Annotated in this window: 19 protein-coding genes and 1 pseudogene; 8 read left to right on the forward strand and 12 right to left on the reverse strand. The window is 39.7% G+C overall.

The genetic code is table 11. The annotated features are described in order from the left end of the window. Nucleotides 1–191: 191 nt before the first annotated feature. Complete coding sequence (locus AAEY99_RS16050) at nt 192–605, reverse strand: hypothetical protein (protein ID WP_242445204.1); 414 nt, start codon at nt 603–605, stop codon at nt 192–194. A 352-nt stretch (nt 606–957) separates the two neighbouring features. Here AAEY99_RS16050 and AAEY99_RS16055 point away from each other — a divergent pair, with 352 nt between their 5' ends. After that, the gene (locus tag AAEY99_RS16055; protein WP_197708475.1) at nt 958–1,101 is read left to right on the forward strand and encodes a hypothetical protein; all 144 of its coding nucleotides are present in this window, start codon (nt 958–960) and stop codon (nt 1,099–1,101) included. Then, nucleotides 1,081–1,497, forward strand: a pseudogene (locus AAEY99_RS16060) (IS3 family transposase); the annotation flags it as partial. The gene AAEY99_RS16055 and the pseudogene AAEY99_RS16060, both read left to right, overlap by 21 nt. A gap of 299 nt (nt 1,498–1,796) precedes the next feature. Here the strand turns inward: AAEY99_RS16060 and rnk are convergent. From rnk to AAEY99_RS16090, 6 genes are all read right to left on the reverse strand, one after another. Beyond that, nucleotides 1,797–2,210 (reverse strand): nucleoside diphosphate kinase regulator, encoded by a 414-nt coding sequence (gene rnk, locus AAEY99_RS16065; protein WP_192114900.1) that lies wholly within the window; start codon nt 2,208–2,210, stop codon nt 1,797–1,799. A gap of 420 nt (nt 2,211–2,630) precedes the next feature. After that, nucleotides 2,631–2,891 carry a hypothetical protein gene (locus tag AAEY99_RS16070; protein WP_351011194.1) on the reverse strand — a complete coding sequence of 87 codons (261 nt, stop codon included), beginning with the start codon at nt 2,889–2,891 and terminating at the stop codon, nt 2,631–2,633. Between the two features lie 1,055 nt (nt 2,892–3,946). After that, entirely contained in the window at nt 3,947–4,888 is a 942-nt protein-coding gene (gene nrfD, locus AAEY99_RS16075; protein WP_351011196.1) for an NrfD/PsrC family molybdoenzyme membrane anchor subunit, read from the reverse strand. Beyond that, nucleotides 4,885–5,457 (reverse strand): 4Fe-4S dicluster domain-containing protein, encoded by a 573-nt coding sequence (locus AAEY99_RS16080; protein WP_102036995.1) that lies wholly within the window; start codon nt 5,455–5,457, stop codon nt 4,885–4,887. The genes nrfD and AAEY99_RS16080 overlap by 4 nt, the downstream gene beginning before the upstream one ends. Before the next feature lie 28 nt (nt 5,458–5,485). Further along, nucleotides 5,486–7,768 (reverse strand): thiosulfate reductase PhsA, encoded by a 2,283-nt coding sequence (gene phsA / locus AAEY99_RS16085; RefSeq protein WP_101088304.1) that lies wholly within the window; start codon nt 7,766–7,768, stop codon nt 5,486–5,488. A 253-nt stretch (nt 7,769–8,021) separates the two neighbouring features. Beyond that, complete coding sequence (locus tag AAEY99_RS16090; RefSeq protein ID WP_351011198.1) at nt 8,022–9,881, reverse strand: sensor histidine kinase; 1,860 nt, start codon at nt 9,879–9,881, stop codon at nt 8,022–8,024. Nucleotides 9,882–10,083: 202 nt separating this feature from the next. Between AAEY99_RS16090 and AAEY99_RS16095 the strand changes: the two genes are divergently transcribed. Then, the gene (locus tag AAEY99_RS16095) at nt 10,084–10,671 is read left to right on the forward strand and encodes a response regulator transcription factor (protein ID WP_101088306.1); all 588 of its coding nucleotides are present in this window, start codon (nt 10,084–10,086) and stop codon (nt 10,669–10,671) included. 20 nt (nt 10,672–10,691) lie between these two features. On the opposite strand, the gene AAEY99_RS16100 is transcribed toward AAEY99_RS16095, so the two are convergent. Together AAEY99_RS16100 and AAEY99_RS16105 are read right to left on the reverse strand one after the other, a co-directional pair. Further along, nucleotides 10,692–13,097, reverse strand: coding sequence for an EAL domain-containing protein (locus AAEY99_RS16100; protein ID WP_351011200.1), 2,406 nt, complete (start codon nt 13,095–13,097; stop codon nt 10,692–10,694). A gap of 3 nt (nt 13,098–13,100) precedes the next feature. Continuing rightward, a complete protein-coding gene (locus tag AAEY99_RS16105) occupies nt 13,101–14,144 on the reverse strand; it encodes a polyamine ABC transporter substrate-binding protein (RefSeq protein ID WP_182744436.1) in 1,044 nt (347 codons plus the stop codon). A gap of 506 nt (nt 14,145–14,650) precedes the next feature. On the opposite strand from AAEY99_RS16105, the gene AAEY99_RS16110 reads away from it, so the two are divergent. The 4 genes from AAEY99_RS16110 to torD all read left to right on the forward strand — a co-directional run bounded on the left by AAEY99_RS16110 (nt 14,651) and on the right by torD (nt 19,289). Further along, a complete protein-coding gene (locus AAEY99_RS16110; protein ID WP_101088486.1) occupies nt 14,651–14,821 on the forward strand; it encodes a nitrate reductase in 171 nt (56 codons plus the stop codon). Between the two features lie 42 nt (nt 14,822–14,863). Further along, a complete protein-coding gene (torC, locus tag AAEY99_RS16115) occupies nt 14,864–16,042 on the forward strand; it encodes a pentaheme c-type cytochrome TorC (RefSeq protein ID WP_335692359.1) in 1,179 nt (392 codons plus the stop codon). A 12-nt stretch (nt 16,043–16,054) separates the two neighbouring features. After that, nucleotides 16,055–18,547 carry a trimethylamine-N-oxide reductase TorA gene (gene torA / locus AAEY99_RS16120; RefSeq protein WP_351011202.1) on the forward strand — a complete coding sequence of 831 codons (2,493 nt, stop codon included), beginning with the start codon at nt 16,055–16,057 and terminating at the stop codon, nt 18,545–18,547. Between the two features lie 100 nt (nt 18,548–18,647). Then, nucleotides 18,648–19,289, forward strand: coding sequence for a molecular chaperone TorD (gene torD, locus AAEY99_RS16125; protein ID WP_502959402.1), 642 nt, complete (start codon nt 18,648–18,650; stop codon nt 19,287–19,289). Nucleotides 19,290–19,429: 140 nt separating this feature from the next. Here torD and torS read toward each other — a convergent pair whose 3' ends face one another. Further along, complete coding sequence (gene torS, locus AAEY99_RS16130; RefSeq protein ID WP_502959505.1) at nt 19,430–22,480, reverse strand: TMAO reductase system sensor histidine kinase/response regulator TorS; 3,051 nt, start codon at nt 22,478–22,480, stop codon at nt 19,430–19,432. Between the two features lie 68 nt (nt 22,481–22,548). Between torS and torT the strand changes: the two genes are divergently transcribed. After that, nucleotides 22,549–23,622, forward strand: a complete 1,074-nt coding sequence (gene torT, locus AAEY99_RS16135) for a TMAO reductase system periplasmic protein TorT (RefSeq protein ID WP_335692356.1) — start codon at nt 22,549–22,551, stop codon at nt 23,620–23,622. On the opposite strand, the gene torR is transcribed toward torT, so the two are convergent. Both torR and AAEY99_RS16145 read right to left on the reverse strand, forming a co-directional pair. After that, the gene (torR, locus tag AAEY99_RS16140; protein WP_162024337.1) at nt 23,612–24,337 is read right to left on the reverse strand and encodes a two-component system response regulator TorR; all 726 of its coding nucleotides are present in this window, start codon (nt 24,335–24,337) and stop codon (nt 23,612–23,614) included. The genes torT and torR overlap by 11 nt on opposite strands. Nucleotides 24,338–24,518: 181 nt before the next feature. Next, complete coding sequence (locus tag AAEY99_RS16145; RefSeq protein WP_162023087.1) at nt 24,519–25,268, reverse strand: TorF family putative porin; 750 nt, start codon at nt 25,266–25,268, stop codon at nt 24,519–24,521. Between the last annotated feature and the right edge of the window lie 144 nt (nt 25,269–25,412).

The following is a 25,412-nucleotide window of genomic DNA, read 5'->3' on the forward strand; positions in this document are numbered from 1 at the left end:
CATTATCTATATATGGCTTGATATGAATTGGCCTTTGTTACCAACTTTAACGTTATTTTGGTAGCTAAAATAACGCCTAAAGTTAGTCATTAAAAAGGCTCTGCTTGCCACAGGAGTGCATTCTGAAAAGTTGCTAGTACTAAATCACTCAGTATGACGCTATGTGATTTTTTGTTTGTGAGACATTTATGCTACAAATCGTCAATTTGTTTCATGTTACGTGCCAGTAATCGCCCCTCGGCCTCTTGAACCGACAATATATTATCAAGAAATTCCGTCACCGAAGGTGCACAGCTGCATTTTTGCAGATACTCAAATAGTCCGACGATATTTTTGTGATATTCAAGAGTGACAATTGCTATTTCATCCGTATCCATCTTCTCAAACGGATGCTCACCTTCAGTGTGAATAGAAATAGTGAATTTTTCGTAGTAATGCCGGCTATACGTGTTGAGTGCACTGCTATTACCATTGTCTTCAAACTTTTTCATTACCTGCGCCATTTTTTTTTCGTGCTCTGAAATGTACTTAAGCAGCAAACCAACTCTTACACTATCGCTTTTTTGTGCACAATTGGCGGCAAAATAATGCAGTTCTTGGTGCATGTTTTTAGTCCATTGCATAACATCGTGAAGTGTTTCTATTTGCATATTATCCTCAAAATTAAAGCTTTTAGGTCACTCTGGGTGGAAAGTGAATCGCCTGCCTAGCATAAAAATAAAAAAATGGTAAAAAAATATCACCATCTGCGGCTTGAATTTCAATCGCTTTTAACTCATCTAGTCTATGCAACACTATGTATTTACTACATAATTAAAAATTAGCAACCACGATTTAACTCATGATGTTGATGGTCATAATACGTGTATTTTACTTTTCACTCTGTTCGTTGCCGCACTGAACTTGACATAAATATCTGTCTAATCAAGATATTTACAAACCTTACTGAGAAGAAGTATGACCAATATAGGGCAATTAGAATTATCGGCTCATCGTGGCGATATCCTCAAAGAGGTCAACAGGCTCATTGAAAATATCGTGCTATTTTTTAGATGGAACGTATCTGAAATAGATAAACGCTGGGCAGAAAAATGCTTATAGAAAGACGTTGTGTTGCACTCTGATAATGGTGATCCCATGAAAAACCTGACGATGCGAGCGAGGATGTAAAATTTAGTGGGTGTGACCAAATGAAGTCGTCCAAGGATGAATAATGATAATCCGTACTCAGAATCTACTGTTTAGAACGGTAAAGTATCATCCGCGTTGGCCTAGTGAAGTTTTTATATCGTTAGATGAAGCGCGTACATGAGTAAATGAATTTGTTTATGGGTAAGACAACGGAACATCGCCATAGCAGGATTAAGTTTGTGACACCAAATCAGATACATGATGGTCTTGATGTAGGGATACTGGCGAAGCGAAAAGTGTGCTATCAGACAACAGAAATGAACATCTAGAGCAATGATCAAAAAGAACAGAAACTGTCAGCCATAGGCTGTGGAGTTAAATTAAGAGCAACAAAAAGAAGCTGTTTAACCATTTAAGCGACAACTGTCATGAAAAAAACCGCTTAGATAAACCTGTACACCAGTATTCTAAGACGCAGTACTAGTATGTTGATTCTAGGTGCCATCTATAATTATCGTTGAATCAAACCGCTAGCGAAGTTAGTTAGTTATTTATTGTTTAATAGCCTTAAACCAGATGTAACGAGGATTTACTACATTCTTTTATATAGAGTGTCTTCATTGATCTGGTGTAATTTATTTTCAAGCTATTGAATAAATGATGTATCAACGATGGTATTCACCAGCCCTTTCTGGTTGATAAAAAATTTCATTAATGGTTATTTTTATTAACCCACCACCAGGCTTTGGCCATTCAATTTGATCTCCCTGAGCCAACCCAAGTAACGCGCTCCCAACTGGCGCCAGAATAGAGATTTTATCGCCATTCAAATCAAGATCTTTGGGATAAACAAGCGTCATTAAAAACTCATCTCGAGACGACTCGACAGTAAATTTAACCGTTGAGTTCATGGTGACAATTGTAGTGGGTATTTCTGTTGGATCCACGATTGTTGCTCGAGCGAGTTCCTCTTCAAGCTCACTTATACCTACCATTTTCTTTGTAGGTAAGGACTCGATGAGTTTAAATAGTCTCTGCGCATCAAGTGATGAGATCGTTATTTCAGGTCTGTTATTCATTTTTTCCTCAAAAATTCTAATAATTCATGCTTTAAGTATTTTACCTAACGATCAAACTTTGAATAATAGAAGGTTTAATGAGGTAAAATAACATTATTAATGTAGTGATATTAATTTTAAAAATCACACACGCGATTGCAAATATTATCCCTAGTTTATTAAAAATAACTTAATATCTGAGTATCTGCGCCTAAAAACAGGTGACATACAAGCCACTACAAAGTGAATATCCACGACTATATTTACAACCAATAAATATATTACGCTAAAGGTGTATTTATAAGACGAAAACACATAAAATCAACAAAAAACTAATAAGCTGTACAGTGCCTTAAAGGACGGGAGTATTACAGCGAACATTAATTTCTTAATCTGATATATTTATTATATTCAAAGTTTAATGAATACTTATGATCAAGCCTATTTAGATATTAATGCATTAAACATGATCTCTTGAGCCTTATCTTGTATAGAATTGAGTAACAATTTCTCTGATTTTACCTGAACTTTTTGCCCGTTAATTATTGTAAATTCATCCAAATAGTTAACTAGCTGTTTAACAATACCAATGTAATTTTCAGGTATCCTTATAGCCACTTTTTTGGGTCGCTTAGCTATTCGTGCTCTAGTGCCACCGACTCCAACTTGATGTGACTTAATCTCACCATTATTTGCTGTCATTTCTAGACTCCTTCACTATCTTTTTATAGAGAAAGTTAACATCATTATCCATTTTAAAAATCACTACCACAAAGTAAATTAACAAACAATAACAGATAGTTATTAAAACCAAATTGTCTATAACGTTAATGTAAAAAGATTCTGTATGTTAAAAAAATAAAATAGGCTGAACATAAAAATCATCTTCAGCCTATTTATAAAAACATTCTACGTTATTGTTCCTAGCCCCCACAAAAAGCAGTTATTACTGACATTTATGTACAAAGTGTTCAGTTAATTAAAGGAGGTAAAGTATTTCGTATCCAGTTTACTAGCCTTTTTTCTTTCTAATCTTGGCTACCTCTGTAACATTTGATTCTTTTTTTAACTTACGCTTTTCTTTTAGCGACAACAATGGTTTTTTCATTTCATGCTTAGACATATCATTACCTTATAAATAAAAAATTAATAACGTTTATTTAATGCAATAAACTCATTTTTGAAATAAATAATCCACCGCCCTCCGTTTAGAACTTTTTGGGTTTATTTTTATAGTATTAAAATTAAATTAATTGCAGAATTTTAAAAACAAATAATTATTTACATATAGATAAAGCAAAGATTGGGTTACTCCTATTGATTAAAAATAGTTTAACGAAATCTAAGCCTCAACATATAAATGCAAGCTGTTTTTTAAATGTTAATTTTAATTGTATATTCTGTAAAAACAGATGGGCGCAATGATACGCCCGCTTAATCGGGGAATTTTAGGGCGAAGCTCCCTAAAAAAATAATTGAATAAAATGTGAATATTGATGTTTTCATAAAGCCAATATAGCAGCTTAAATAATAACTTCAAGTATACGTTAGCGGTAAAGTTGAATATTCTACGATTATCGTTTCTAATTTATGGATTTAATTGTGAATACGGTCGACTTTAGTGTTGTGTCTTAAGTTAATTGACCAATATTGACTGTTGTTACAACCTAATACTGCAGCCTATTGCGTAGTTTTTACCCTCCAATCAACCTAAGTCTACTGGAGGGCAAAAGATGACTTATCTACTTATTTCTTGGTTAACTTATATAACTTTGTCCAGCATAGATGATGAAGTGTCGTAATGCTAAAACACCCGTCAAACTGCAGCAGGCAACTGATATCATGATGGCTTTAGTGTGACGAGCATTGGCAGGTAAAAACATAGACAGAATGGGAACGATAAACCCGATTCCGACTACGCCTATCCAAAACACGCTAGCCCAAATGTCGGTACTTACTGATGCTAATGCTTCAGCAGCTGCGCCTCCTGTGAAATAAAGAGTACTAAACAGCATCACTAAAAACATCATTTCAGACACGATTACTGGTAAATCTAGGCTGTGCATTTTTGCCACATCGTTATCATGGGGGCTGCTATTAAAACAGGTTAACGCAACGATTAAGTTACCCGCAGCTCCCGCTGATAAACCAGACGCTAAGAACAATGCAGGTAATACTGCAGTATTGAGCATTGGGTAGGCATTCATGGCCGAGATTAAAAAGCCAGTATACGCACCAACTCCTATAGCAAGTACAAACAGTAGGATTTCAATTACTTTACGCATTGGCAATAGCATATGCCCTATTGGGGCTAAAAATCCTAACTTCCACTTTGGTAAATCATCTCGCAATACAATCAATGCATAAGCAATACCTAACGGTGAATAAGCTAGTAAGGCCAACACACCAATCGCCATTACAGATGTAAAGTTATAATTGACTAAGATGAGCCAGAAATGAAATGGTTTAGTTAAATCAAACACTAAACAGGCCAAACCTAAGCTTATGGCTACTGGCCCGATAATGGCAGAGGCTTTTAATATCGAAGTTTCAATATTGCCCCCTTTACTGTACCAACGCATACCAATACCAATGAGTACGCTACCTGCCGATAAACCGGCCATAAATAAATAAACGGCGATAACCCAGTTCCATGTCACTGGATCATATTGCGCCATATCGCCCCATATATTGTTCATGACTCTATCCCTCCTCGTTTAGTCGGAACACGGTACACTCGTGGTTTGGTACCTAAATGCGTTTTGTCTTGATAGGTTATTTTTGTATTCAGTAATTGAGCAACCTCACTTTTACTGTCGTTAGCATCGCCAAAATACAATGCATCTGTTGGGCATGCTGTAACACAAGCGGGTTGTTCACCTCTGGCTAGGCGCGTGTCTTTACAGAAATTACATTTGTCTGCTGCCTTGGTTATGGGATTCATAAAGCGCACTTTGTATGGACATGCCGCAACACAATACATACAGCCAACGCACTTATCGTTATGAATAGACACTAAGCCATTTTCGTCTATGTAAGCGGCACCTGTAGGGCAAACACTGACACAAGGTGCGTCTTCGCATTGCTGACAGGACACGCGGTGATATTTAAAATGTAAGTTTGGTGCTTCACCAAAAGGACCTTCCACCCTAACTTGCAGGCGTGTTACCCCTTCAGGGACTTCGTTTTCACTACGACAAGCTATATTGCAAGCTTGGCAGCCGATGCATTTGTTTTCATCATGCACCATGACATATCGTTTGCTCATAGGAGACTCCAAATCAATTAGTTACCGGCTAAATTTTTACCAACTTGACACCTGTGGTGTGTAAATTCATGCCACAGATGGGAGCGATGACATTAGGAAGTAGGTTGCCGCAATGGATACCTTTTCCTGTTGCTCGCACCAGTTCTTTGTTTTTGGAGCCAAAGCCCATGTATGCAAACACAGTATCTTGACGAATCCCCGGGGTGACCAAAGCGGTTCCTTCTTCACTGCCCACACTGCTGGTTAATCTAATCGCATCACCGCTATGGATATCGAGTCGCCCAGCCGTTATTGGATGGATCCAAATCGCATTTTTCGACATAAGATTGGCTAGCATTGGAATATTATGGGTGGCGCCATTGGTGTGTACCGCGACCTTCCCTTGTATAAAGTACAACTCATCGGCTTGCTTTAGTTGTACATCGCGATGCTTAATCACACCTCGACCTGGAGCCATGCCTTCTATTTTTGGTGAGGTTAATTCAATCTTGCCGCTGGGTGTTTTAAAGCTCATTGAGCTGGCATAAGTACCGTCTGCATCAACACTTTTGGCATTGGGATAAGCCTTAACGAATTCGGTAACCATTTCTGGTTCACGCAACATCAATGGCTTACCGTAGCTGACGTAACCCATTTTTTTGATGTGTTCCAACAAGCTGTGATCGCGATTCAACTGCATTAATTGCAACGTTTCTATATTGTCCCAAGGGTAAAATTGTTCAAGCCCCAAAGCTTGGCCTAATTCTTTAAATATTTGCCAGCTTGGGCGAGTATTACCAATGGTTTCAACCACACGTTGACGAACATAATAAGCCGGATTTTTACCTGATTTATCTTGTATCTCTTCATCGCGTTCAAGATAAGTCGATTCTGGCAAAATATAATCTGCGTATGCTGCGGTTTCACTGATATACAGGTCACATGACACCACTAAATCTAGCTTTTTAAGCGATTGTTCTACTTTGGCTCGGTCTGTAAGGGTTTGCATTGGGTTAGTACGACTCATTACCCATGCTTTTAATTGATAGGGTTTGGCGTCTAATGTTGCATCTAAAATGGTTTGATAAATGCCACCATTTGACCACATCATTGCATACTGCTTTTCAACCTGGTCAATGCGGATTGCCGTTGGCTTAGGCATGCCTTTAACACCCGGTTTGGCTAGCGCTGGGGCCACATTTTCACCGGCAAGTTTATTATAGCCAGGTGCTTTCTGGCCCATGTAAATGCCCCCTTTTCGTTCGATGTTGCCAATCAATATGTTGGCTGCATATAACGCACGGCGCATATCGAACTCTTCAGGGGTAAATGTAGCGCGATGGCCAAAATCAACAACGGCGTGTGGAGCGTGGCTTGCGTATTCATGTGCAATACGTCGAATGGCACTGGCAGACACGTCTGAAATAGTTTCTGCCCATTCTGGGGTATATTTTTGTACTTCAGCGGCGAACTCATCAAAACCAACAACATATTTTTCAATGAAGTCATGGTCATATAAATTGTCATTAATCAACACATGACATAACGCTAACGCGACCGCGACGTCGGTACCCGGACGTATTGCATGCCACTCATCAGCCTTATCTGCCACAATCGAGAATCTAGGTTCAAATACAACTAACTTGGCTCCTCTATCCATTTGAGCTTGCATCAAGCCTCTTGTTTCAGACATGTTGATGCCTTCATACAAGTTATGCCCAAAGTTGATGATGTATTTGGCATTGCTCAAATCACGCTTCATTTTGGTGCCAAATATTGCCTTAGCAGCAACTACATAACTGCCCGGGCACGTTGAGGCATGAGTAAATGTATTGGGCGATCCAAAAGCCTCAGCAAGATGAAATATATGATCTGAAAGTGAACCAGACTTTGATGAGAACGCTATGGTTTCGGCACCATATTGTTGTTTTATTTGGTTCATTTTAGCGGCAATTTCTTTATAAGCATCAGCCCATGAAATCTCTGCCCATTCACCTGCGCCGCGTTCACCCACACGCTTTAGTGGATTAACGATACGCTGTGGATCGTAAAGTAAGCTATGGCCAGCTCCACCTCGAGCGCAGACTTTGCCACCAAATGATTTAGCTTCTTTATTGCCCGTAATAAATACGTTTTTGCCATCTACAATGCGCGCCTTAATAGGACACCGCGTTGAACACATTTCACAAATACTGGCCACTTCAGAAGCAACACCTTTTAATGGTGATTTTTCTAATGCAGCTAGCGAACCAGGAAGCATGCTTGCTAAAGCACATGTGGCGCCACTGGCACCCGCTCCCTTTAAAAAATGACGTCGATTTAACTCAATCATGATTGCCCCCCTTCATCTTCAACGAAGCACGAAGTTTTTCTCTGTTTACTTATTATTAATGGTACTAACCAAACCCAAACTGTAGTCAGCATCATCGCTAACACCATTGTTATTCCATAAGTAAACTAAGGGTATTGTGGTAAACCACATTGAGGGGCATGATTTGATTGATGTCACGGTTTAACATCTCAATAAAATGAGATAAACCGAAAAAGACAGGTTGGAATAAAAGTTACCAGGGGTATTTGATTGATTAATCGGGCATAGCATTTAATGGGATAACAATGAGAACCCGACATCCATATCGCCAAGGTGAGCTCGGGTCATCTTTACATTTTGATAAGTTAATCTGGCCACCAAAAAGAGCAATAACATCACTGCAAATGGCCAACCCTAGCCCTAATCCATTGGCTTTGGTAGAAAAGAAACTTGTTTTAAAATCATCGTTGGCACAGGTTAACCCAATACCATTATCATAAATTTTCAGCTGTAAACTTTGATCAACAATGTGTAAATCTATCAGTATTCGTTTGCGGCTATGAAGCGAGAATTCTTTTTCAGACACCGCATCAATGGCGTTTTTCAACACATTAATCAACACCTGACAAAAACCAACTTTATCGCCTTGCAGCTTAATTTCAGTGGTAGTCAATTGAGTTTTGATGTTGATTTTTTCTTTTTCGAATTCATGTTCGAGTAAGTCTAGGCAAACCATTAATTGTTCTTGTGCATCAAACTCAGTACTTGCAGTACCTTTTCGTTGCAACAATTCTCTGATCCTATGAACAATTTCTCCGGCACGCATTGACTGCTGGTGTATTTTTTCAAGTAATTGGTATTGTACTGAGTTTGTACCAATATTTTTTGCCTGCTCAATCATCCCGCCTTCACTATATTGCGTGATGGCCGCAATGGGTTGGTTGAGCTCGTGAGCTAAACCTGCTCCTATTTCACCTAATATTGCTGCGCTTTGCATGCGCTCAAGCTGCAATGCTTTATTTTTCAATTGGCGCTCTGTATTGATTAAGAACTCGCTCTTTTGTCTAAATTTATATTCCAGCCAAAGATGGTAAATGGTCGCGATAACAAATAGACCCAATAAACTAAAGCCCCATTTTTGATTGAGCTTTATCCATTGCCACACTTGAAGATGCACAGGGCTATCATCCGCATTTAAGTTTAGGTCATTAAACAATTTAACCACTTGAAACTGGCTAATGGGGGCAGCCCATCCTCGGTTCTGTCCTATAATTGACGCTGGGTCATCCATACTTATAGACAGTAATGCTCGGGTTATCCCCGTTCTCACCATTAACGGCACCGCATCCGACGATGCAAACGACCAATTAGGGTATAAAGGGGTGCTGACGGCACATTCATAATCGGCAGGAGTGACATCATTTATTACCCGATAATCGCTAGCCTTGATATAACCCTCAGCTACCATTTGTTCTAAAGTACAAAATGGAGTAATGGCTATATCTGCTGTGCCATCGCGGACTTGATAAATAAGCGGTTCAAGCGGAAAACCGAGAAACGTCACTTTGGAAAAGAAGTTACTGGTCGAATAATCCATCGAATGGATAAGCCCTATCGCGGCTTGGTACCCTCCTAATGCATTAGGATCACTGGCCACCACTGAATGGCCAGCAAGATCGTCTACGCTGAGCAAATGACTGTCTTTACGGACGATAATAGTCGCACCTATCGCAAAAGTGCTGCCATTATGTTGATTGCTCTTCATGGTGGCTAACCAGGAAATGGGATAGTCGCCACTCATATTAAAGTAGTGGCCAGGATTGGTGACAACAAACTGTATGTCGCCGCTGATTAGCTTTTTATTCATGTTGTTGAAGTCTAACGGCACAACCTCAAAGCTGGCATTGGCAACATTTTGGCTTAAATAGTCCATTAATGGCTGCCAGCGTTCAATACTTTTAGCCACACCATAATTGGCAAGCACTGCAACTCGGTAATGTACTTCAGCATGAGCTTGAGTCGTAATGGGTTTTTCAATGACCGCATCTGGTGTGACAGGCTGCGCACTTGCTTGAGTTAAATATCCAGCAAGAATTAATGAAAGTGCTCCAATCAGCAAAGTTTCAATTCGCATCCGTAACCTTTTAGCCATCTGACAACATTTAGTTAATCGGTACTTAGTTAATAAACAAAGTAATCCGTTTTTATGCAACAAACTCAGTGTAGTGCAACTTAATTAACAAAACAGATACGCACAGCACAAAAGCAACCGAACAACTTGATCCACAACCAACAATGATTACACTGTATTAACATTTAATAAATCGATACTACATATGATTAAAGATATTTATATGGTGGATGATGACCTAGCAATTCTTGATTCTATGCAATTTATGCTATTGCAATATGAATACAACTTACAGGTTTTCAATAGTGCCATTTCGTTTATTAACACCATTGATACTACCCAACCAGGTTGTCTTATCGTGGACAGCAAAATGCCAGAAATTACTGGCCAAGAACTACAACAAAAATTAATTGCCGCTAACAGTCCACTAGGTATCATCTTTTTAACGGGTCACGGTGATCTGCCGATGGCGGTAAATGCATTTAGACAAGGTGCTTGTGATTTTTTTCAAAAACCCGTTAACGGGAAAGAACTGGTTGTTGCTATAGAAAAAGCCTTTACGTGTAGCCATAAAATGTTTGAATCTATTCTGCTAAAACAACGATATAACACCTTAACAGAACGTGAAATCCAAGTATTACATCTATTAATAGAAGGCAAAACCAACAAACAAATGGCCGACAAATTATACCTTTCTCTGCGCACGATTGAGGTACATCGTTCTAAAATCATTAAGAAACTAGCCGTACATAATGCTGCCGAGCTGGCAAAATTCAGCCCTTTATTAGCCTAGTTTTTAATCACAAAAAATAGTTAGCGACTTTTATTCGTGGTTAAATAACTTACATTTGTTTTATTCACTAAGGCTTGAGCTTGGCTCCAATCTAATGGTTTTGACAAATAAAAACCTTGGACAGTATTGCAGCCTAAATTTTTGACATGATTTAATTCTTGTTCGCTTTGCACCCCTTCTATGACAACATCTAACCCATGGATATTGGCAAGGTCGTAAATAATATCAATCAGCGGTTTATTGCCCATTTGAACATCTCTCATTTGCAGTAGGAATGAGCGATCTATTTTTAATGAGTCCAATCTAAAATGATTTAAATGGCTAAAGGCTGAATAATTTATCCCAAAGTTATCAATGGCAATTTTTATCCCCAATGCTTTTAGCCTAGTGAGATTAACTAATACTTTTTTATCTTTCGTAAGCAGCGGAGCTTCTGCTATTTCGAATATAATTTTATAAGGCGGTGTTTCATATTGATCCATTAAAGACGAAACTTCGGCTACGAAACCATCATTAAACAGCTCTCGAGATGAAATATTGATAGCAAGTGTACCGTCAAACCCTTGCATACTTCGCAGATTTGCTAGCTTACTCAATGCTTCATTGATGACCCATAAATCAATTTTTGTAATCAGATCACTTTGCTCTGCTATCGAAATAAACTTATCAGGGCCAATGCCTTTCTTCTCTAACTCTGGGGCCCTTAGCAACACCTCAAAACCTTTCACTTCAAGTGTTTCAGTATCGTAGTATGGTAAATAAACCAGATACAAGGAATTTTCACGTAACGCTTTTGATACCTCAGAATCAATATATTTCTGCTCTTTTAATTGATTATCTAACGAGTCGTCATAAGTACAATAACTATTTTTCCCCGCTTTTTTTGCAGCATACATGGCACTATCCGCTTGCTGTAAAAATGTATCCGCTTTAAGTTTGTTACCAAACTGGAATGCTATGCCAATACTGGCATGGACATCATAAGTTTTACCGTCAACCTCAAATCCCAAATCAAACAGCCCTACAATGCGTTGAGCTATCGCTTCTAGCTCTTCCACATTAGGCAGTCCTTCAAGCAATACCACAAACTCGTCACCACCTAAACGCGCGATACATTGATATTGTTGTTGTTTTAATGCACGGCTAGTTTTTCTTAATGAGTTTGTCAACCTGTTAGCAAAGTTGACCAAAACACGATCGCCGGCCTCGTGGCCAAAATTATCATTAACGTATTTAAAATTATCTAAATCGATAAACAACAAACCTAACGTGCTAGTCTCAGCCTCAGACGAGTCGAGTTTATGATCTAGTTCTCGGTTGAAGTATGCTCTATTAGCAAGGCTGGTTAACTCATCATTGTTGGCTAACTGCTGAATACGTTCAATTAATGCAAGATAACTATTATTGAGTTCTGCAACTTCATCGTTAGTATTTAACAGAATAAGTGAATCACTATTACCTTTCTTAACGCCATTAACACCTTCTGCCAATTCAGTGATTGGGCGAATGATTTGTTTATAGATCAACAAATGTAGAATAAAGTAACAAAATAAAGATAATGCCAGGGCGCCTAATCCAATTTTGATTTTTAAATTCATTAATGATGAGTTAAAAAATGCTTTTTTTAGACTGATGTTCACAATTCCATCAAATACTTTTACCGTAAAATGATATGAATCTACGCCTTCAATCTGTTGCACAACAATATCATTATTAAGCGCTTTCTCTGTTAAAGGAAGTGTAAACATTTTAACCGAAAGGTATTCCTGATACTGACTAATCTCTTGATTAAAAATACTTTTAAGATAATTCGGTTTTAACCTAGTTTGAATGACGACTAAATCGTTGGTGTAATTATATAAAGGTTGTGACACTAAAAGATAAGGAGAAAAAATACGAAATAACTGGATCTCATCATGCTCAGTCTCTGTGGCGGTAATTTGGTAGTAGTGAGCATATATCCGTTGACGATTTTTTTTTGCTATAGCGTCATTGATTTTGTTTATCAAAAAATGAGTTGAATCTGTCACTGAAGCATCCACAAAAGGATCTTCAAAATTGATGTAACTGATAGGCTTTTCACGTAAGTTAAAAATAGCAATGTCTTGAATAATCTTACTGTCACTCGATTTAATCAACCGGTCTAAAAACTGCGCACTTACTCTAATATCAATTTCATCTGCTTTAGCATTGTGAAATAAATCAGCCGCTTCTTTACTTTGCAGTTGAGAATTAATCATGCTCTCAACCGCAATAACCTCTGCAGCACCACGGCTTGCTATGCGCTCAAATTGATATGAGAAAGCACTCAGAGCAGCATCAACAATATTATTTTTAGCTGATTGATAAAAGAAAAAAGAAAATGTAAAAAATACTACCGCGATAGCGGGCAGTAAAATCAAATTAATCCGTTTTCTTAGCTTCATGAGTTATTTATCTTTTAGCAAGTTATTCATCCGCTGACGCAATAACATTGATTCATTACTAATAGGCTGATAAAAACTACTCCGCGCTTGGATCTCTGGAGAAATAAACAAATCAGGATTCGATAAGTAGCTTTCACTTCCTAACGCAACAGCAGCATCATTGGTCGTAGAAAATAAAATTTCTTCTACCACCCTAATCGCTACTTGTGGATCATTAATATAATTCAAAAACGATAAGGTTGCTTGTGTCGCATTTTTTTCAAACGGGATAGCTAAGCAATCAACCCAAAACAGTGTACCTTCATCTGGAACAACATACTTCCAATCATCTTGACCACTATTTTTAGTTATTGTTGCAATATCGCCACCATAAACCATAGCCAAACTGGCTTGGCTTTTTTCTTGATGAATGGCTGTGTGCGTTAATAGATATTGATATCCTAATAAATAAGGCTCTTGTTGCTTTAATGTGTCGAACGCAACTTTTAAGTCGTCTTTATTTTCAGAAAACGGAGGTAAATTATTGGCAATCAAAGCAATGGCGGCGGTATCAAGATTATCTTTTATCATTAATACCCTATTTTGGTGCTCTACGGGTGGTTTAAAAAGCTGAGTCCAGGAAGTAATAGGTGTTTTGCTGACACTTTCCCGATAGGCAATGCCAATAGTTCCTTTCGCGTAAGGCACACCAACATCGCCACATGCCTGACGCCATTTAGGATTATGGTTCACTATGGTTGGCAGAGATTTTTCGGAAAACCGATACATAGGTTGTTTTTTTGAATTAATGCCCAGCATTAAACTATCAATCAACACAATATTAAAATTTTTAGCTTTCTCACTGAGTAGCAATGCATCTCGATCTGGTTCGCTGTCATAATAGGTCAAGGTTACTTTGTGACCCGTTTTTTGTTCAAATTCAGCGAGAACATCATCAGAAAAATAATCTTCCCAAGTATAAATATTAATATTCTCAGCGCATACTGCACTAGAGAAAATCATAAATATTGATGTTATGAGTAGTTTACTAATACTTGATAGACTCATTTATTTCTCTTTAGTCCGTTTATCTAAGTGTTTAAGTTCAGCTGTTTATTGCATAGAGAGGGTATTAAATGCTAACAGCATCATCTTACTTAATACCGATTAAATTAATACTGCACATTTAACAATATAAGACCATGATCATATATTGATGATTACAAAAACATTAACTTTCATATTGTAGCGAAAATGTATCAGAATTGCTCTGTTAATCCTTGAGAAAATGGTAATGATACATAGTATTCATAAACATAAAGTTGAGTAAATAATAATCGATTTATGAATCAACGCTACTTAAACAACGATATGTGCCCCTCGATTGATAACACTCTGAACTTGTTTTATAAAGCAGTTTACTGTTAATCCTCACCGCAAATTACCCCTCACTCAGTCTGTTCATAATCTTTCATATATTGTCTACGTTCATTCATCCACGGTCTGAGTGCCATTAACAATTATTATCTAATATAGCTGTCATCAGCAAAGATAATTTTTTAAGTGAGCAAGCTATGACAACAAAAAACGTAGTAGACCCCAAAAGTAATGTTAAGTCTAAGGAGCTGAAAGCTCTTGGATTTATCATTTTTTTATTTTTTCCCATTATCACCGTAACCAGCATTAGTGCGTACGGTTTTGTCATTTGGATGATCCAAGCATTTGGTGGCGTTGTTGCGCACTAATCCTCAAACAAATTATGAGTCAATCTTATAAAGGATGCTGTTATGAAATGGTTTATTAATACCTGGCGGACGCTAAATCAGCCTGCCAAATATCTTACTTTAGGCACAATTAGCCTATCAGCTTTTTTAATGGGGATTATATTCTGGGGTGGTTTCAATACCGCACTGGAAATGACCAACACTGAAGAGTTCTGTATTAGCTGTCACAGTATGGAAAGCAAGCCCTACCAAGAGCTACAGCAAACTGTGCATTGGTCTAATCACTCTGGCGTTCGGGCCACTTGCCCTGATTGTCACGTGCCGCATAACTGGAGTCGTAAAATTGGTCGCAAGATTGAAGCATCACATGATATGTGGGGCTGGTTGATGCAAACCGTTAATACTGAGGAAAAATTTGAATCAAAACGTCTAGAGATGGCTAGCCGTGAGTGGAAACGCTTCGACCGTGATAACTCTTTAGCGTGTAAAAACTGCCATAACTATGACTCGATGAAATGGGATGACATGTCAAAGTTGGCGCAAAAACAAATGAAGCGTGCAGCAGAGATAGACCAGAGCTGTGTTGATTGCCATAAAGGTATTGCTCACAAACTTCCTGACATGGGCACTTCCCGTGCACCAGAACTCATTGCACAAGTCGGATCTGGCGAAACCGGTCTTGTGGTTGGTGCTCAGTATTTTACCGCCTTGACTAAACCCCTTTATTTTAATCAAAAAACAGATGTTGAAGCTGGCACGTTAAACATTGCCACTAAAGTGACGGTACTTGAAATCAATGGCAGTCGTGTACTAGTTGGTATTAATGGTTGGCGTAAAAAAATTGGTGCTGGTCGTGTTATCTATTTCGATTTTGGTCTTAACATTCTGTCAGCTCAGTTATCAAAAGATGCTGCGTTAGAAGAAGGCGTAATGAATGTTTTTGAACAGAAAGAAGACCCTATGACCGGATTAACATGGCAGCGTGTTGAAGCCAAAATTTGGACAGATGCTGACTACCTAATTAACGATTTACAGCCACTTTGGGATTATGCCCGCACCACTTATACCAGCAGTTGTAGCGTGTGTCATACCCAACCAGCAGAAGCACACTTTGACGCTAACAGTTGGCCTGGAATGTTTAAAGGCATGATTGCATTCGTCAACATGGACCAAGACACTCAAGCGCTTGTACAAAAGTACTTACAAGAGCATTCATCTACTTTCAATAAGTCGGCGCATTAATAGGACATCATCATGAACAGAAGACATTTTCTTAAAGGCTTAGTGGCGACTTCTTATGTTGGACTAAGCAGTACATCAGTGTTGGCGCCATTCAATGCCCTTGCAGCTGCAAGCACTAAAGCAGGTGACGACTGGTTAACTACCGGTTCGCACTTTGGTGCATTTAAAATGAAACGTAAGAATGGCGTGATTGACCAGGTGATTCCATTTGAGTTGGACAAATACCCTACCGATATGATCAATGGCGTTAAAGGCTTAGTCTACAACCCATCACGGGTTCGCTACCCTATGGTACGCCTAGACTTTTTATTGAAAGGTCATAAAAGCGACACCAGTCAACGCGGTGATTTTCGCTTTGTCCGTGTCACTTGGGACAAAGCATTGACCCTGTTTAAAGATTCACTTGATGAGGTGCAAACTCAATATGGCCCATCAGGACTGCACGCGGGTCAAACTGGCTGGCGCGCCACTGGACAACTGCATTCAAGTACCAGTCACATGCAACGCGCTGTTGGTATGCACGGTAATTTTGTCAAAAAAATTGGTGACTACTCAACGGGTGCTGGCCAGACTATTTTGCCTTATATTTTAGGTTCAACTGAAGTTTATGCCCAAGGTACTTCATGGCCGTTAATCCTTGAGCAATCTAAAACCATCATTTTGTGGTCAAATGATCCCTATAAAAACCTGCAAGTGGGTTGGAATGCCGAAACCCATGAATCGTTCGCTTATCTAGCGGAGCTTAAAGAAAAAGTAAAACAAGGTAAGATCCGAGTGATCAGTATCGACCCTGTAGTCACTAAAACCCAAAAATACTTAGGCTGTGAGCAACTTTACGTCAACCCACAAACTGACGTTGCGTTAATGCTGGGTATTGCCCATGAAATGATCACCAGTAAGTTACACGATGAAAAATTTATTGAGGGCTACAGCCTAGGTTTCGACAGATTCGTGCCTTATATTTTAGGCGAGTCAGATAGCGTAGCTAAAACACCAGAGTGGGCCAGTAAAATTACTGGTGTTAGCCCTGAAATTATACGTGATTTAGCTAAAGTGATGACCAAAGGTCGTACTCAAATCATGATGGGTTGGTGTATTCAACGTCAACAACACGGTGAACAACCTTATTGGATGGCAGCTGTACTTGCCACTATGATTGGCCAAATTGGTTTACCTGGTGGTGGTATCAGCTATGGCCATCATTACTCAAGTATTGGCGTTCCTTCATCGGGCGCAGCTGCACCGGGCGCGTTTCCTCGTAATCTTGATGAAGGCCAAAAGCCATTATTCGACAGTAATGATTTTAAAGGCGCGAGTAGCACCATTCCGATTGCACGTTGGATTGATGCCATTTTAGAACCGGGTAAAACCATCGATGCCAACGGGGCTAAGGTCACTTATCCTGATATTAAGATGATGGTATTTTCAGGTAATAATCCATGGAGTCATCACCAAGATAGAAATAAGATGAAGCAAGCATTTCAAAAGCTTGAATGTGTGGTCACTGTCGACATTAACTGGACAGCAACGTGCCGTTTCTCTGACATCGTTTTACCCGCTTGTACTACATTTGAACGTAATGACATTGACGTTTATGGCAGCTACGCTAACCGTGGTGTTTTAGCGATGCAAAAAATGGTTGAACCATTATTTGATAGCTTGTCTGATTTTGATATCTTTACCCGCTTTGCCAAAATAATGGGTAAAGAGACAGAATATACCCGTGGCATGTCTGAATTTGACTGGATTAAGAAACTTTATAACGACTGTAAAGCCGATAATGCCGGTAAGTTCGATATGCCAAATTTCGACACGTTCTGGAAACAAGGTTATGTACATTTTGGTGAAGGCCAACCATGGACTCGCCATGCCGACTTTAGGGATGATCCTGAAATGAATCCATTGGGTACACCATCGGGCTTGATTGAAATTTTCAGCCGTAAAATCGCCCAATTCAATTACGATGACTGTCCTGGCCATCCTACTTGGATAGAAAAGTCAGAGCGCAGCCATGGTGGTCCTGGTTCAGATAAATACCCAATGTGGATGCAATCTTGCCACCCAGATAAACGCTTACATTCACAAATGTGTGAGTCGCAGCAATATCGGGAAACCTATACGGTACAAGATCGTGAACCCGTGTACTTGAATCCTACCGATGCAAAACAGCGCGGCATTAAAGATGGCGATGTTGTTCGTGTGTTTAACGAACGAGGTCAACTGTTAGCGGGTGCAGTGGTATCCGACAGCTTCCCTAGTGGGGTTATCCGAATTCATGAAGGGGCTTGGTATGGCCCAGTCGGTAAAGATGGGTCTAAACAAGGCGGTAGTGAAATTGGGGCGTTGTGCAGCTATGGTGACCCTAATACGTTAACGCAAGATATTGGTACATCAAAGCTTGCCCAGGCTTGCTCCGCATACACTTGCTTGGTCGATTTCGAGAAGTATCAAGGTAAGTTACCTGACGTCAGTTCTTTTAGTGGCCCAATAGAAACGCAGCTATAACGTGTAAGTATTATCACTGTGCGCCAAGCGATTTAATTCTTGGCGCTTAAGTTAACGGCCATAATAGGCTCAGGAGATAACATAGATGAATGACAAGATATTGTATAACACGCCAATGAACCAGGGTCGTTCGATGGTGTATAAGCTGCTCTCATCACTGTTTGCAAAAGAGCTAGATCAACAGCTATTACAAGAGCTCACTGCAAGTCAGGCTCAGGCATTCTTTGCTCAATTGGCCAGTGACCCGTTATTGAGTCAAGACATTGAAACCATAAACTCAGTGCTTAATTCAACCCTTAACAGCGTCAATACTGATCATGCTTTATTAGAGCTTGCTGCCGATTATTGTGGCCTATTTTTAGTAGGTACAAAGCATAGCGCCAGCCCTTATGCCAGTGTATATCTTAACGATAATGCAGTTGCCAAGGACGATGTACTCTTATTTGGTGAACAGCATCAGCAAATGCAAACATATCTAAAACAAAGCCAATTAACGGTTCAAAGTGAATTTCCTGAACCGTCTGACCATATTGCCGTTATTTTGGCTTATGTCGCTCACCAAGCGTGTGCTTGTGACGATAACACTCAGCTCAGCTTTATTAGGCAATATCTCCACGCTTGGTTATCCCGTTTTGTAGATAGACTTACCTCTGTGGATACTGGTCAGTTTTATTCAGCCATTGCTCACCTCACTCTGGCTTGGGTTGAAAGCGATTGTGAAGGACTAAAAGGTGCTCAGTAACAGGATATCTATATCATTAACCCCCCATATAAAAACACCGAGTAAGCTCGGTGTTTTTATATGTAATGTTTGAGCTTAGGATAAATAGAGTGAGGATTATACACACTCAACTATATTTTATATCCCTAATTTACAAAAGCTTAGACAGAAAGCTTCAACTCAAGTGCGTTAATGGATGCTTGCAATACTTGCTTAAGCAACAAATATGAATCATCACTAATGCCATCTTTTTCTAATTGTTTGCACAACTGACTCAACTGAATAAAGCCAATGCTGGCACTACTGCCTTTAAGTGCGTGTAACACTTTTGGCCTATCTGTAGGTAAAGCTGCCAGAGCATTGATGTGTTGTGTACTACTGACTTTAAATAACGCTAACATCTCTTTAACAGCTTCTGTACCAAGATATTGTAAGTCTTCATTAATTTGCTTTTCATCGACTAAAGGCTGATTGTCTTCATTACAAACTGAAAATTTTTGATCTATGGTCGTTTGTGTAAAGCCTTTGTGTTTATCCATCTTGATTAACTTATTCGTGTTGTCGCTGTTGATTGCTGACTTGTCACTCGCATCACCAATCCAATTGGCTAAAAACTTCATATTAAGCGGTTTGGCTAATACGTCATCGAAGCCTGCTGTTTGATACTCGTTTATGTCATCATGTTGAATTTGTGCCGTAAATGCGGCTATGCTGATGTCTTTTTGGGCTGCGTTAGCAATACGCTTCAACTCAAGTAATAACTCAATACCAGAGCCATCGCCTAATTGAATATCAAGCATAATGCCGTCAAACTTCAACGCACTATCGACGTTAAACAACGCTCTTGCTTGCGCACAACTATCAGCCAGTACGGAATGATGTCCAAGATGTGCTAAAAACCCTTGGGCCACCATGGAATTCACTTTGTTGTCTTCGATAACGAGTACACATTTAGAATCAACTTTAGGTAACTCTGCACTGATAACCTCATACGTTTGTTCACAAATGTGTAATGGTAAACTAAAACCAAAGCTGGAACCCTCACCCACTTTACTACTCACCCGAATAGAATCATTGGCAGTGTTAGCCTCATTCATTAACGAGACTAATTCTTTACAAATAGCGAGCCCAAGTCCTGTGCCTCTGGTTCTGCCTTGATTAGGCTGTACACCATAGGCGATAAACAATTGATCCATGGCCTTTTCACTGATACCAACGCCAGTATCTGCCACTTCAAAGGTTAATTGTTTCTCGACCACATTTACCCGTAATGTAACCTCTCCTGCTGGAGTGAATTTAATGGCATTGCCGAGCAAATTAAACAACACTTGGCGCAATTTGGGGCCATCTACCGTTATCCATTTAGGTAAATTACCGCGAACTAAATATAACGAGATACCTGACAATCCCGCACCAGCTAACATGATTGCCATCACTTCATCGAGCAGCTCATTAAGCGCAACAGCCCGTGGTTCGTTAGTTAATTTACCTTGCTCCAAACGGGAAAAGTCCAAAATATCATTAAGTACATTTTGCAGTAAGGTGCCGCTGTATTGCGATAATGCCAACATTTGTTTTTGTGCTGGAGGTAATGGCGAGTGACTCAGTAAAGTCAGGGTGCCTAAAAGACCATTTAGCGGAGTACGGATTTCATGGCTCATGGTCGCTAAAAATAGCGATTTTGCCTTGTTAGCTTGTTCTGCCATCACTCTAGCCGTCGAATGCCCTTTTGCTTCAGCGTCTAGTTGACGGTTGGTTTCAGCCAGTTCGAGTGTACGTGCCTGCACGGTACTTTCAAGTGAGGCTTTATGGGCAAATAATTCTGATGCCGTTTGTTGTAATTCAGATTGCAGTGCTTGATTGTGCGCGGTTTTTTGTTTAAAAGCTTCAATGGCAGAAGCCATCGCGGTGAGTTCATCGTCTCCGTGAGGATCAAGTACTACTTCGGTATTGCCCTGACTTAATTTAGATAATGCAGCAGTTGCTTCACTTAGGCGTAAAGCGATGCCTTTATAAATAACCCGATAAACCACCAACAGCATAATGATTAACATCAAAATACCTGTCGCCCACAGCCCTGACTTAGCCCACAGTAATTGCTGTAAAAAATTACTTCGGGCATGTTCTGCCTGTAGCTGTTGTGCTTTCATTGCACTATCGACTGACTTATTCAGTTGGCCTAATTTATCCGTCAGCGTTAACAGTTGCGCATTTTGTTTTGTTAGCAATTGCGCATATTGCTGCTGCAAACTTAAGCCAACATTCACCTCCCTTAACATTATCAATTGGTGCTCAAGCTCTGTTGCCCTAACCGGATCTCGAATTAAGCCTTTAAGTAATTCTAGAGGCATTAAATCAATTTGCCCATTCGTTCCTGAACCTGTGTAAGGGCTCGGTATTTCGTTGCCGCTTTGTGAGTTATCGCGAGTAGAATTAATGGTATAAGTCGTTGGAGACAGTACTCGAGCCATACTGTTGAGTACGTTATTTAATCCGAGTTGTTGGTCTGGAGACTGTAATAACTGCCCTACTAACTCAATGTGATGGATCAATCCCAAAGCTCGATTTAAACGTTCACGGACATCCAAGTCTTGCTCTATGATGGAGTCCAAAAGTTTGGCACTTTGTTCAGCGCCAACCACTTGAGGGTAAGCTAAACTCAACTTGGCCAAAATGGTTGAATCGACCACGGCTTGTTCTGCTTCAAGTAAAACACCACTGTTACTGGCCGCTTCCGCCAGTGCGGCTCCTTTATTAATCAATTGCGCCGCCAACACTAAACGTTTACCCACTTGGCGGCCGAATACCGATAAGTCATGGATAATTTCGCCAGCTAATAAAGCTAAATGCTGATCTTTATTAACACCATGATTTTGTAGATTTAACGAATTGAGTCGTTCAATAGCAGAAAGCAAATTAGTGCTTTCCAGTGATAACTTACGCCCAAGGAAAGCGCGTTGAGCCTCTTCTTCCACTCGTTCAAGCGCTTGGGCATTGTCGAGCAAGCCATTAGAAGACTGCATCAATTGCCTTGCAGCCTCAGATGCAGGTAACGCCTCTTCATATAAATATTGGTCAGCAAGCTTTACCCAATAAAGCGAAATGCTGCCAAGGCTAACTAACATTAACAATAACAATCCGAGCAGACAAAATGCCAACATAAGGCGACCCACTAAGCTCTTGCCTGATAGTGATAAAGTGCTCACAGTCATTCCTTAAAATGTTATAATTACGAAAATTTTTTAGTGTTCTGTTTAGAAACCTTAATCGAGACAATATAATGCGCCGACTTATTTATTTGCTCATAGCTTGCTTAGGGACAATACCATTACTTGCTGAAGCAACATCCGATTCTAGCTGGACATTACAGCAGCGCACGCCCTTTAATGCCAAAATTCAAACAGTAAAATCAATACAATATAATCAACTGACCTCGGCCAAAAAGGCTTGGCGAATCTGTGCCTTAGTACCTCACCTTAAAGACGCTTATTGGATCGGCATTGATTATGGTTTGGTGTCAAAAGCCAGCCAATTAGGCATTAATTTAGAATTATTTGAAGCTGGTAGCTATTACAGAAAAGAGCAACAACTAAAACAACTTGAATACTGCCTTAATCAACCGTTCGATGCCATCTTACTCGGTGCTGTGGCCCCCAATTTACTTGATCAATATCCGGGGCTAATTAATAAACCCATCATAGCGTTAGTGAATAGACTCGATAACCCCATTATAACAACTCGTGTAGGCGTCAATTGGTATCAAATGGGCTGGAAAGCTGGCCGCTTTATCGCCAAAGCTGTAAAAAATTTACCGCCATCGTCTCCAGTAACACTCGCTCTACTCACCGGCCCAGAAAGTGTTGGCGGCAGCGATTGGGTTGAGCTCGGTATTCAAGATGCTATTGCCGATAGTCCTATTGTGGTTTCGTCAATTCGTCATACCGATAATAATCGTGACCTTTATCGTGACCAACTTCATAATCTACTTAATGATCATGTTCCTAGTTATATTCTAGGCAGTGCCGTTGCTATTGAAGCAGCAATAGGAACATTGCAACATAAACGATTAACTGGCCAAGTAAAACTTGTGAGCAGCTATTTATCGCCAGCGACCTTGCGCGGACTTTATCGCAATAAAGTGGCTTTCAGTAGTGATGATCAAGTGGTGTTACAAGGTAAATTGGCAATAGATATTGCGGTAAAACTACTGGAGGGGACACACTCATTTGGGGATATTGGCCCACAAATACAGGCGTTAGAACAAGGAGCTGTGCAACTCAATATGTTTAACAACAGCTTAGCCCCTGCAGACTTTTACCCCATTTATCGCGTGACGACAAAAACTAATCTTTAACCTTTGTCGCAAACAAATAGCCTTCTCCATGAACCGTTACAAACAGGTCTGCCTGTAGTTTATTTCGCAAACGGCGAATAATGACATCAATGGTTCTATCATTTACATCTTCATTACGGTGGCTTGTTTGCTGCATTAGCCGCTCACGTGATAGTACTTGCTGTGGATGCAATGCAAAGGCGGTAAGTAATTCGAACTCTGCTTTAGTCAGCTTTATCACCTCGTCACCACGACTCAGTTTTCGGCTGTTTAACTCAAGAATATATTTATCGAAGGCAATGATATCGTCACACTGTTCAAATTGTTCTACAACTTCTTGTTGTGCTTTTTTAACTAATGAAATTCGCCACAACAAATTTTTAACTCTTACCAATAGTTCTCTTAATTCAAATGGCTTAGTCACATAATCATCAGCACCCATCTCAAGGCCAACGATTTTATCAATGGTTTCATCACGACCAGTGACTAATATAATGCCAACGTCCGAACGACTTCTTAGTTCACGCGCCAAGCTCAAACCGTCGGTACCGGGTAAGTTAATATCTAACATCACCAAATCGATATGTTGATTTGTAAACTGTTGCCACATCTGTTCGCCGTCTCCAGCTTCAAGTACACGATAACCTTCACGCTCAAAATAACCTTTTAATCGAGCGCGGATCACGGCTTCATCGTCAACGACGAGTACCGTATTTGTTAAACCAGTATGTGCCATCATCCTATCCAGATAGTGTTGCTAATAATGGCCGTTATTATTCATAACTTTTCATATTTTCCTATAAAGATTTGTCAGGAATGAGTGACAGCTAGCAAAATAGTTTATAAAAAAGGACCTGAGTCACACAATGGGAATGCGTAGAATCAGGTCCAATAATAAAAAAGATTATATTATCAATTTAGAAACTTTTGCTGACGCCAACAACCACTCGGTCATCAAAGATTTTTGTTTGAGTGCCATAGACCTTATGATCGCTATCCATGGTACTGCCATGATAACGAACATCAAAATTGATTCCGGCATAGGCTTTACTCACACCCAAATTCCAGTGCCCCCAACCTTCTGCACCATGACCATCTAAATCTTGGTAGCCGATACTTGCTGATACGTATAAACCATTGTCAAACTGATAGCTCGGATGAACGGCATAGTTAACACCTTGCCAGCCCTCTACACCAAACCAATCATCGATTGTTGGAGTCACTTCTAACTGCACATTTGCATGACCAAATTGCTTACCGACTTTAATCCACAGTTCGGTATAATTTGAATATGAGGCACCTGGATACAGGTAAGAAAAAACCATGACGTCGTAACTGATACCACTATTGCCAAACTCGCCTGCTTTACCAATATAAGGTGCAGTAACAATTTCTAAATTGGGGTCTGCAAATTTGATATTGGATGCAAATACACCAGCATACCAACCCAGATCATTGCCCCAACCTAGGGTACCTTGTACCACTGGTACTTCTGCATCCATTGTTTCTGATTCGCCACGGAAAACATAATCTGAAGCAAAGGTTAATTTACCACTTATGGCTCCACCGAAGACATCATCGTCTGCAGCGTTGGCAAAAGAGGTCGCCGATAAAAGTAGACTGCCTAATAAAATTGACTGAGCTAATTGAGTTTTTCTAATGTTCATATTCATCACCCTAAAATATATGTTCTTATTGATAGAGTGACTATATTCAAAACTTGTGAATAGCTATTGAGCTGGATATGAACTGATCGGAAACAAATATGAAAAAATATGAACACTAAGATTTAACATGACCTCAAGCATTGT

The organism is Shewanella sp. S1-58-MNA-CIBAN-0166 (assembly GCF_040310085.1).
In the GTDB taxonomy this organism is placed as follows: domain Bacteria; phylum Pseudomonadota; class Gammaproteobacteria; order Enterobacterales; family Shewanellaceae; genus Shewanella.